The following is a 10,267-nucleotide window of genomic DNA, read 5'->3' as shown; positions in this document are numbered from 1 at the left end:
GGATGCGCGGGCGCCGGGGCGTCCGGCCAGCGCGCGTGGGCGGCCGCGGCGTGCCGCGGCCGCCGGCCCCCCATGGCGAGGGCTGCGACGTCGTCTGCCTGGTCAACGGTCATTGTCAAACCTCGAGAGGCGAGCGGATGGGTCACCGGTGAGCGTTCGCTATCTTGCTCCCCAAGTCGTGCAGATGCAAGACCGTATGCATGAACGTATGCAAGAACGAATGCACGTGCATCTCGTACCATGGTGTGGGGTGGGGCGAGATCGCGGCCTCCCTATGGGGAGGCGGAAACGCCTAGAGGGGGCATGGATGGACGGCCAGCAGTTGTCGGACGTCTGGCGTAACGGGCTCGTCTGGATGAAGAGCCGGCGGAGCAACCCGAGCGGTAACTGCGTCGAGATGGCGGAGCTGCCCACCGGGGAGATCGCCGTGCGCAACTCGCGCGACCCGGAGGGCGCGATCCTCGTCTATACGCGCGAGGAGGTGGAGGCGTTCGTGGGCGGAGCCAAGGACGGTGACTTCGACCACATGCTCGTGTGAACGCCGGTAGCCCGGACAGGACCTCGATCGCCTGGACCGCCCGGCGGTCCGGGCGCCGCCGGCCCCCGTTCACGGGCCGGCGCGGCCGCTGCCTCCACACGTGCGCGACCGGCCGTGCGGCCGTGCTCCCCGCCGCGCGGAGGTGAGGCCGCAGGATGCCGCTGGCGCGTCCTGTCCGCGCCCCTGGACGACGAACGCCCCGATGCGGGACTGAGGAGTCCCGAACCGGGGCGTGGAACGCACCAGGGCCGTTCTGGAGCGGCCCGCCGAGTACGGCCGCGCCGGGGCGCGGCCGTACTCGGCGGTGCCGTGCTCGGGCGGTGCCGGAGCGGTCGTGCTAGTGCATCTGCATCGGCGCGTCGGCCGTGGTGCTCTCCGGCCTCCTGCGCGGCAGCAGCAGCGCCGGCAGGAAGGCGAACAGCAGCAGCCCCGCCGGGTACCAGTAGGTGTGCTGGAACGCGTCCGCCATCGGACCGGCGATCTTGTCCAGCACCTCCTTCGGGATCTTGTGCGCGGAGCCGATCTCGCCGCCACCGCCCCCGCCGAGGTTGTCGGCGAGCTGGTTGGCCAGCAGCACCGAGATCATCGCGGTCCCGACCGAGGACGACACCTGCTGGATGATGTTCAGCATCGTGCTGGCCCGGGGCACCTCGTCGTGGTCGAGGGTCTGGATGGCGGCCGCCATCGTCGGCATCATCGTCATGCCCATGCCGAGACCCATGACGAACTGGATGCCGCCGAGCAGCCAGTAGGACGTGTCGGCCTGGATCACCGAGGCGAAGCCCGCCACCGACAGCACGACCACCACCATGCCGACCAGGACGACCCGGCCGGGGCCGATCCGGTCGGTCAGCTTGCCGCCGATCGGCATCGTGATCATGGCGCCGAGACCCTGCGGGGCCAGCAGCAGGCCCGCGTGCAGCGCGTTCTGCCCGCGGACCGTCTGGTAGTACAGCGGCAGCAGCAGCATCGCGCCCATGAACGAGGCCATGAACAGGACCATCGTGCCGGACGCGGCCACCACCGAGCGGCGCTTGAGCAGCCGCAGGTCGATCAGCGGGTTGCGGGCGTTCAGGGCCCGGAACACGAAGCCGACCACCAGCACCGCGCCGACCGCGGTGTAGATCGCGGACTCGGGCTTGAGGAAGTCCTTCAGCTCGGCGCCCTTGGCCAGGCCGTAGATCAGCGAGGCGAGGCCGGGCGAGAGCAGGATCAGCCCGATCGCGTCCAGCCGCTCGGCCGGCTTCGGCGTGTCGCGCTTGAGGATCCGGCCGGCCGCCAGCAGCGCGACCAGGCCGATCGGCAGGTTGATGAAGAAGATCCAGCGCCAGGACACGTCGTCGACGAGGTAGCCGCCGAGGATCGGGCCGAGGATGGGGCCGAGCAGCATCGGGATGCCGACGACGCTCATCACCTGGCCGACCCGCTTCGGGCCCGCCGCCTGGGTGAGGATCGTCATGCCGGCCGGCATGATCATGCCGCCGCCGAGTCCCTGCAGCACCCGGAAGGCGATCAGTGTCTCGGCGGACCAGGCGAGGCCCGCCAGCATGGAGCCGAGCACGAACAGCGCGATCGAGATCATGTACAGCCGCTTGGTGCCGAACCTGGCCGACGCCCAGCCGGTGATCGGGATCACCGTGGCCAGGGCCAGCGTGTAGCCGGTGGCCACCCACTGGATCGTCGACAGGGGAGTCTCGAACTCCCGGGCCAGGTCGTTGATGGCGACATTGACGACGGTCACGTCCAGGATGGACATGATCGCGCCGAGGACGACGACCATGGCCACCGCGAGCACGCCGCGGTCCAGACCTCCTCCGGAGGCCGGGGCCTCCTTCAGGTCGTCCGCCGTCTGCGGAGACGCGGGAGCTGCCAACTCACTTTCCAATCATCAAGCCCGTGCGAACTGGGCACACGGGGGCCGGGGGACATCGTTGAGGGAGTCCCGCAGCAAAATACTGCAGAGACTGACACTTTCGCGAACGGTTAAACTTCGCCGGGTTCCGGAGTATTCCGGTGGGGTCCGACAATCCGGGAGAGTCGGTCCTGCTCCCCGCCGTCCAGGGTTCGACCTCGACCTAAGTTGAGGTCAACTGGATGTGACGCACACGACACCGGACTCTCACCTCCGTCCCCGCCGTCCGCCCTGGTCATCGAGGTAGACCGGCGCCCCGTCCGGAAATCATCGCCCGGCCCGGGAGAAGTTTCGGCGGCCGAGTCGCGCAGGGGGCGGCACGGTGGGCGGGCGTTCGACGGCCCGCCTCCGGAGTGGGAGGCGGGCCGCGTGCGGAAGGAACGCGGGCGGGTCACGGACCCGTGCTGCCGGGCGAACGGGGACGGGCCGGACGGCGCCTCAGTTGACCGCGACGACCGTTAGGTCGTCGTGGGTGTGGCCTCACACGGTGTCGGAAGGTGAGGCTGATGACCCGTTCGGTGGACCTGAACAGCCGGGCGGACTTGATCGCTCCGTGGAAGCCCTCGTCCTGGAGGTTCTCGCCGTTAGGTGTCGCGCGGCGGGCGTTGCGGCTGGGGTCGGAGACCGGGTGCACGACCTCGGTGGTGATCCTCTCACTGATGACGGTGGTCATCGCGGGGTCGCGGCCCATCTTGCGAAGCAGGGCCTGGGTCTCCAGCGGGGTCCGCCGGTCGGGGCGGCCAGGGTGCGGGCGACGATCGCGTGCATCGGCGTTCCGGGGCCGTTCCCGGCGGGGGGCGTCACCACGACACGGGCAGCTCCACCAGGCCGGAGGTGAGTCCGTCGTCCCGCACGCGAAGCTCGGTGACCGGTGCCGCCAGCCGCAGTTCCGGGAAGCGGGGCATGAGCCGTGCGAGCACCGATTGCAGCTCCATCCGGGCCAGTGGCGCCCCCACGCAGTAGTGGGCGCCATGCCCGAACGTGAGATGCCGGTTCGGCCTGCGAGTGATGTCGAAGCGATCCGGTTCGGGGAAGACGTTCGGATCGTGGTTCCCCGCGCCGTTCTCCAGGAGCAGGAGATCTCCCGCCTTGATCTGCGCGTCGTCGATCTCCAGGTCCACCTGCGCGTACCTGCCCACGCCGTTGGGCAGCGTGACGGGGGCCCGCAGAATCTCCTCCGCCGCGTCGTCTATCCGGCTTGGATCGTCCAGGAGCATCTGCCACTGCCGGGGGTGGGAGAGCAGGAACAGCACTCCCCAGCCGATCTGCGAGACGGTCGTCTCGTGTCCGGCGACGAGGAGTTTCATCCCCAGTTTGACGATCTCCTCGTCGCTCGCGTCCGGGTGCCCGCACAGCCTGCTGATCACATCGTCGCCCGGCTCGCGCCTCTTCCGCGCCACCAGGCCCCGCACGTACTCGTAGGCCTTGGCCGATCCCCGGACCGAGAGATCACGGTCTCGGGTGTTGGTCGCCGCCTCCGTCCAGGCGCGGAAGTCCGCCTGATCCTCGTAGGGCACCCCGAGCAACTCGCAGATGACCAGGATGGGCAGCGGGGTCGCGAGCATCTTCTGGATGTCGGCGGGCGCCCCGTGGTCCTCGATGCCGTCCAGCAGGCCGTCGGTGAGCTCGTCGATCCTCGGGCGCAGCATCCGCATGCGCTTGGCGGTGAAGTAGGGCAGGAACATGGAGCGCGTCCTGGCGTGCGCCCGGCGCTCCCGGTCCATCTGGCCGCGGGGCCCTCCGAACAGGACGGAGTTCCCCGACCTGGAGGCGTTGGCCGGGTCGGGGTGGGAGCGGCCGAGCCGGTCGTCGTCCAGCAGTGCCCGGACCTCCTCGTACCCGGTGACCAGCCACGCGCTGTGCCCCACCGCGGTTCTCACCCGGTGAACCCTTCCGCCGGCCCGCAGCTCACGGGTCAGTGCGGGCGGGAGGAGGAGGTCGTCTCTCTCGAACGGGAGCTGGGGCAGGTCTTCGTCCGGCATGTCCGGGCCTTTCCGCCATTGATGTCATGACCTGGGAGCATCAATTCGGGCCATCTTCGGCTGAAGTTCGATAGCGTTCCTGCTTGCCGAACCACTGGTTCGAGAAATTGATGACGTACGCCGAGTCGCGGGCGTAGTCGCGCATTTCACGATCCGATGATTCCAGCATTGCCAGAATGAGGTCGGTGGTCGCGGCGGTCTCGGCCTCCAGGAGCCGCCGGGTGGCGGCGAGCGCTTCCGCGATGTCGCACCCGCGGTGGTGCATGATCGTCCCGGGCATGCTGAACGGGACGGCACCGGTGTCGCGGTACTCCTTGGAATAGGACGCCAGATCGTTCTGCAGGGCCATGACGGTGCACGTGGCCCTCTTCAAGTCCAGGTGGCGGCCGTATCCCGGGGTCCGGGGCGTGATGGCGATCGAGTTCAGCGGCTCGGCCATCGTCCGGACCAGCCACGCCGCCGACAGGTGCCGGCGGGCGACGAGGTAGCCGTCCGGAGTGGGCCAGGTCCCGGTCGCGCGGTGAACGCCCTCCCACGGCCACAGGGCCAGCAGCGCGCGCATCGCGTCGTGAAGAACGCTCCGCTGGTGGGGGGAAAGGAGCGTCGCCGCGTGACGCAGCAGATCCGCCAGGGCCGCGTCGAAACCGTTGCCGGACGGGACGCGAGCGGTGTCGTCGAGGACCGCGGTGACCCTGATCACCTGGTCGTTGAGGGCGCCGAGCGAGACGTCGTCGACGGCATTCTCCGCGATCTCGTCCAATGCGGTGAGCCAGAAATTGAGCCGCGCGCTCAGATCCCTGATCTTCTCGTCCGCCGCGGGGTACAAATCGTACGCGTCCCCTCCCACGTCCATTTGGAACCATTCTTCCCCGTGCGGGGTCAGCCGATAATGGCGGGCCCAGTCGCGCAGCCGGTCCTCCGCCGCCCGGCGTCCCACCGGATCGGCCCTGGGGATGTCGGTTCGGGGGAGCCGCCGTGAAACCTCCTGCGGGGACGGCGGTCCCGGAGTGGGCACCGTGGTCACGAAGGCCTCATCTCAGTGAAGTCGGGCGCGGCCGAGGGGGCGCCGGTGCGGTAGGCGGCCAGGGCCATGAGCGGGAAGACCTTGGGATAGGAGCCGTACCGGATGGGCGAGATCCAGGGGGTGCCGGTCCCGGTGTGCAGGGATTCAGGCCAGAGACCGGTCTCGTCCTGGCGCCGCAGGAGCCACTCGACTCCCCCCTCCACGAGCTCGTCGCGATGCCCGGCGGCCATGAGTCCCATGAGCGCCCAGGCCGTCTGCGACGCGGTGCTCTGCCCTCGGCCCCGCCACTCGGGATCGCGGTAGGAACGGTGGTCCTCGCCCCAGCCCCCGTCGGGATTGCGGTGCGCGGCCAGCCACGCGGCGCCGTTCCGTATCGCCGCGGCGGTGGGTCCGCCCCCCGCCGCCTTGAGCGCCACGAGGACGGCGCTGGTTCCGTAGACGTAGTTGCATCCCCATCTGCCGTACCAGGAACCGTCCGGCTCCTGCGCGTCCAGCAGCCAGCGCACCCCGCGGCGGACCGCGTGGCGATGAGCGTCGCCCGCCTGGGCGAGCGCCTCCACGGCGTGGGCGGTGACATCGGCGGTCGGGGGATCGACGAAGGGCACCGGATCGGTCGGCAGGACGGCGCGAACCCTGGCCACCCTGGCGTCGGCGTCGAAGGCCGCCCATCCGCCGTCCCGGCCGGCCATGCCCGCCAGCCATGTCAGCCCCCGGAGCCGGGCCGCGTCGTGGCGGGCTCCGCCGTCCTCCTCGCCGAGCAGGGCCCGGACCACCATGGACGTGTCATCGGTGTCGGGGCAGTGCAGATTGCCGTCCTGGAAGGGCCAGCCGCCCGGCACGAGATCGGGCCGGTGCGCGGACCACGCGCCCGGCCAGTGATGCTGACGGGTGATCAGCCAGTCCAGGCCCCGCCGTACGGCCGGCCGGGCGGAGGGGCACCCCGACTGCTGGAGCGCCAGCACGCTCAGGGCGCTGTCCCAGATCTCGGCGTGGGAGAACCGGACGCTGAGGTGCCCGTCCTCGGTGGGGTGGAGGAAGGTCCTCAGCCCGTCCAGTGCGTGGCCCAGAACCGGCCCGGTGACCGGTTCTCCCAGCGAGCGCAGCGCCGTGATGGCGAACATGGTGGCGGCATGAGTCCCTCCCCAGCAGCCGTCCGGATCTTGGTGCGCGAGCAGCCAGCGGCGGATCCGGGCCAGGGAACGCCGGTGCGGCCACGACGGTGTTCGCTGGTGATAGGCGCCCGGCCCGGACGAGCGGGCGGAAGCGTCGCTGCCCGGGGGAAGGCCGAGTTCGGGGACGCCGAGCCCGAGCCGGCGGACGGGCCGCAGCGTCGTGATCACCGCGACCGACAGGAGCGCCGGCCGCGCCCAGACGGCGACATCGTTCACCGACAGGGGCCCGCGGGCGGGGAGCAGCGCCACCTCGGGCGGCAGGGACCGCACCCCGGACCACGGAAGCAGGCCCAGCATGGCCAGCCACAGGCGGGTCGTCATGCCGCAGGCGGCCGGTCCGCCGAGTTCCGTGATCCGCGCCGCGGCGGCGCGCAGGTGCGGGGCGTCGGCCCGATCGCCCGCGACGCGCAGGGCGAGGTAGGCCATGACGCTGGTGGAGACCTGGTCGGGGCCGCCGGTGAAGGTCGGCCAGCCGCCCTCCGATGTCTGCTGCGACCGGATCCAAGCCGCCACGGCCGTGCTCTCCGGCGGCTGCGGCAATCCCAGGAAGGTGTGCACGAGCAGTTGGTGGGCATCGACGCTGACCTTGTTGCTGAGTCCCAGGTCCCACCGCCCGTCGTCTCCCTGCAACGCCACCAGAGCCCGCGCTGCTCGTTCGACGCTCTGTGACACCGCGTTATCGAGTTCGGTGCGCCGCGTCATGGACGGGACCCTTCCCGCCGTCCGGGCTGCTCGCATGGATTCACGGGCTTGCTCCCCTCCGCGCAGTGACCCCAGGCGACGTCCCCGATACTCACTTTGAGTAATCGAACGATCGCGACAGGTAATCGTCATCGGGCGCCAGTCCGTGCTGCCCGGACGGGTCATGGACAGCGGAGCCGCCGACGCCGGAGGGTTACGAGGAGAGTTCTGTCGGGGCCAGCGCAGCGACGCTGAGGACTTCGGATGAGAGAGGCCGCCCGGATGACCGGCTCACCTACGAGAGACAGTGCCGTGCCCCGCGACCGCGTCCCGACGCCGTCGCTCGGCGAATGGGTGCTGGAGAACCTGCGGCGGGAGTTCGCCGCCCGGTGGCCCGAGGACGGCGCCGGCCTGGCGAAGATCCACCGGTACGCCCTGATCCCCTCCGGCAAGCTTCTGCGGCCCTCGCTGGTCGTGCTGTCGGCGCTGGCCGTCGGCGGCGAGGCCGGGCGCGCGCTGCCCGCGGCGGTGGGGTTCGAGGCCGTCCACACCGGCAGCCTCCTGCACGACGACATCATCGACCGCGACGGGACGCGGCGGTCGCGGCCGGCGGTCCACGCCGCCTACGGGATCGAGCGGGCGATCATCGCCGGGAACGCGCTGTTCTTCGAATGGTTCACCGCGCTGGACCAGGCGGCCGAGCGCGGTGTGCCGGCCGAAGTGGTGGTCGCGGCGATGCGGGAGCAGGCCAGGGCGGGCACGGCGGTGTGCCACGGCGCCATGGCGGAGCTGGATCTGTCCGGTGGGCTGGACAGCCCGGTGGAGGCGTACCTGGCGATGGCGCGCGCCAAGACCGCGGTGCTCACCCGGGCGGCGTGCGCCGTCGGCGCGCTGCTGGGCGGCGCCGGTCCCGCCGCGGTGGAGTCGCTGGCCGAGTTCGGCGAGCATGTCGGCCTGGCCTTCCAGATCCGTGATGACCTGCTGCCCTATCTGCCCCGGGACGGCGCCGCGGGAGGGGCGGGCGAGGACGTCCCGGCCGCGCGGATGGGCAAGCCCGCCGACAGCGACCTGCGCAACCGGCGCCCCGCCCTGCCGCTGTTGCTGGCCTGGAGCCGGGCCGACGACGAGCAGCGCGACCGGCTGAACCGCGCCCTCGGTGAGGGCGCGGTCGCACAGGTGCACACGGTGCTGCGGGAGACCGGCGCCCTGCGGCACGCGCAGCGCATGGCCGAGGAGCATCGGACGCGGGCGCACCAGGCGCTGGCGTCCCTGCCCGGAACACCCGCACGGGACGAACTGGCGGCCCTGGCCCGCTGAGGTCCCGCTGGAGGCCGGGTTCGAGCGACCGGCCCCCAGCGGCACGTCGGGACGGCGCGGTCACCGGTTCGACGCGCGCCCCGGCCTGCGGCGGGCCCCCGCGAGACGGCGGCGGAGGGCATGGCAGAGCGCGAGGACGACCACCGCGGTGAGGGTGAGGGCGCCGGCCAGGGCGGAGCTGGTCATGCCGGTGACGAAGGCGTCCCGTGCCGCGGCGACGGTCTCGGGCGAGGGCGAGCCGGGCCCGGCTCGCGGGGCGGCGAGGACGGCGGTCGCGTCGACGCCGCCGGGGACGTCGCCGAGGAGTTCGCCGAGCCGCCGCGCGGAGGCCGACGCCAGGATCGAGCCCTGCACGGCGACGCCCAGGGCCAGCCCGACCTGGCGGGTGACGTCGTTGAGCGCCGACCCCAGTCCGGCGCGGTGTCCCGGGAACGCCGCCATGACCATGTCGGTGCTCGTGGTGAGCACCATGCCGCCGCCCGCTCCCAGCACCACCTGGGCGACGGCCAGTGAGCCGTATCCGGTCCGAGGGGTGAGGGTCGTCAGCCACGCGAGCGCGGTGGCGGTGACCGCGATCCCGACCAGGATGACGCCGTGGTCCATCCTGCCCATCAGGGGCAGGGCGACCGCCGCGCCGGCCAGGAGCCCCGCCATGGCCGGGAGCAGGCGGACGCCCGCCGCGGCGGGGGAGTAGCCGAGGACGTTCTGCAGGTGCAGGGTGATGAGGAGGAAGGACCCCATGGCGGCGAGGGAGATCAGCGTCATCGCCGCGAGTCCCAGCGCGACGCGCGGCTCCCGCAGCAGCGGCAGCGGCAGCATCGGTGCCCGGCCGTGGGCCTGCCACGCCGTGAACGCGGCCAGCAGCAGGGCCGAGCCCGCGAAGGCCGCCAGGACCGGCGGATCGGTCCAGCCCCGGCCGGGACCCTCGACGATCGCCCAGACCAGCGTGGTCAGGCCCGCGGTCGACAGGACCGCGCCGGCCCGGTCGAGAGGGGCGGCGCCGGACCTGCGCGACTCCGGGACCGGCCACGCCGCCAGCGCGGCGGCCACGGCGGCGAGCGGCAGGTTGATCCAGAAGCTCGAACGCCACGAGTAGCGGTCGACCAGCCAGCCGCCCAGGACCGGTCCGAGCAGGGCGCCGACCGCCGCGACCGCCGCCCAGAGCGTGATCGCCCGGCGCCGCGGCAACGGCTCCGGGAACAGGGCGATGATGATCGACAGTGTCGCCGGCATCACCAGGGCGGCGCCCGCGCCCATGGCCGCCCTGGCGAGGATCACCTCGGCGGGCGTGGCGGCGAGGCCCCCGGCGACCGCGGAGGCCGCGCACACCAGCAGGCCGGCGTTGAACGTGCGGCGGCGTCCGATCCTGTCGCCCAGGGTCCCCGCCGCCAGCACCGTGCCCGCCATCACCACCGCGAAGGCGTCGACGACCCACTGCACCTCGGCGATCGACAGCCGCAGGTCGCGTTGCAGATCCGGAATGGCGATGCTGGACACGGTCCCGTCGACGCTGATGAGGAAGAGGCCCAGGCACATCGCGGCGGTCGCCGCCCACCGGCGGGCCTGGGCCGGGACGGCCGGGGACACGCCGGCGCGCTCGTCGTCCGGCTGGTCGAGCAGAGTCATGGTCCGGCCCTCGCG

At 72.0% G+C, this 10,267-nt stretch carries 7 protein-coding genes; 2 read left to right on the top strand and 5 right to left on the bottom strand.

Features of this window, described 5'->3' with window-relative positions; translation table 11 throughout:
• Nucleotides 1-307 precede the first annotated feature (307 nt).
• Entirely contained in the window at nt 308-538 is a 231-nt protein-coding gene (locus E1291_RS17965) for a DUF397 domain-containing protein (protein ID WP_131738970.1), read from the top strand.
• 337 nt (nt 539-875) lie between these two features.
• Here E1291_RS17965 and E1291_RS17960 read toward each other — a convergent pair whose 3' ends face one another.
• The 4 genes from E1291_RS17960 to E1291_RS17945 form a co-directional block, all read right to left on the bottom strand.
• Nucleotides 876-2,411, bottom strand: a complete 1,536-nt coding sequence (locus tag E1291_RS17960) for a DHA2 family efflux MFS transporter permease subunit (RefSeq protein WP_242614214.1) — start codon at nt 2,409-2,411, stop codon at nt 876-878.
• 839 nt (nt 2,412-3,250) lie between these two features.
• The gene (locus tag E1291_RS17955; RefSeq protein ID WP_242614213.1) at nt 3,251-4,330 is read right to left on the bottom strand and encodes a cytochrome P450; all 1,080 of its coding nucleotides are present in this window, start codon (nt 4,328-4,330) and stop codon (nt 3,251-3,253) included.
• A 142-nt stretch (nt 4,331-4,472) separates the two neighbouring features.
• The gene (locus E1291_RS17950) at nt 4,473-5,456 is read right to left on the bottom strand and encodes a terpene synthase family protein (RefSeq protein ID WP_131738968.1); all 984 of its coding nucleotides are present in this window, start codon (nt 5,454-5,456) and stop codon (nt 4,473-4,475) included.
• Entirely contained in the window at nt 5,453-7,330 is a 1,878-nt protein-coding gene (locus E1291_RS17945) for a terpene cyclase/mutase family protein (protein WP_165495171.1), read from the bottom strand. The genes E1291_RS17950 and E1291_RS17945 overlap by 4 nt, the downstream gene beginning before the upstream one ends.
• A gap of 291 nt (nt 7,331-7,621) precedes the next feature.
• Between E1291_RS17945 and E1291_RS17940 the strand changes: the two genes are divergently transcribed.
• Nucleotides 7,622-8,626, top strand: a complete 1,005-nt coding sequence (locus E1291_RS17940) for a polyprenyl synthetase family protein (protein ID WP_207400786.1) — start codon at nt 7,622-7,624, stop codon at nt 8,624-8,626.
• Nucleotides 8,627-8,686: 60 nt separating this feature from the next.
• Here E1291_RS17940 and E1291_RS17935 read toward each other — a convergent pair whose 3' ends face one another.
• Nucleotides 8,687-10,252 (bottom strand): MFS transporter, encoded by a 1,566-nt coding sequence (locus tag E1291_RS17935; RefSeq protein WP_131738966.1) that lies wholly within the window; start codon nt 10,250-10,252, stop codon nt 8,687-8,689.
• Between the last annotated feature and the right edge of the window lie 15 nt (nt 10,253-10,267).

Origin of the sequence: Actinomadura roseirufa (assembly GCF_900659635.1) — a bacterium.
Classification (GTDB): Bacteria; Actinomycetota; Actinomycetes; order Streptosporangiales; family Streptosporangiaceae; genus Spirillospora; species Spirillospora roseirufa.
Note: the sequence above shows the minus strand (reverse complement) of the source record. Positions and strands in the feature narration are given on the sequence as shown.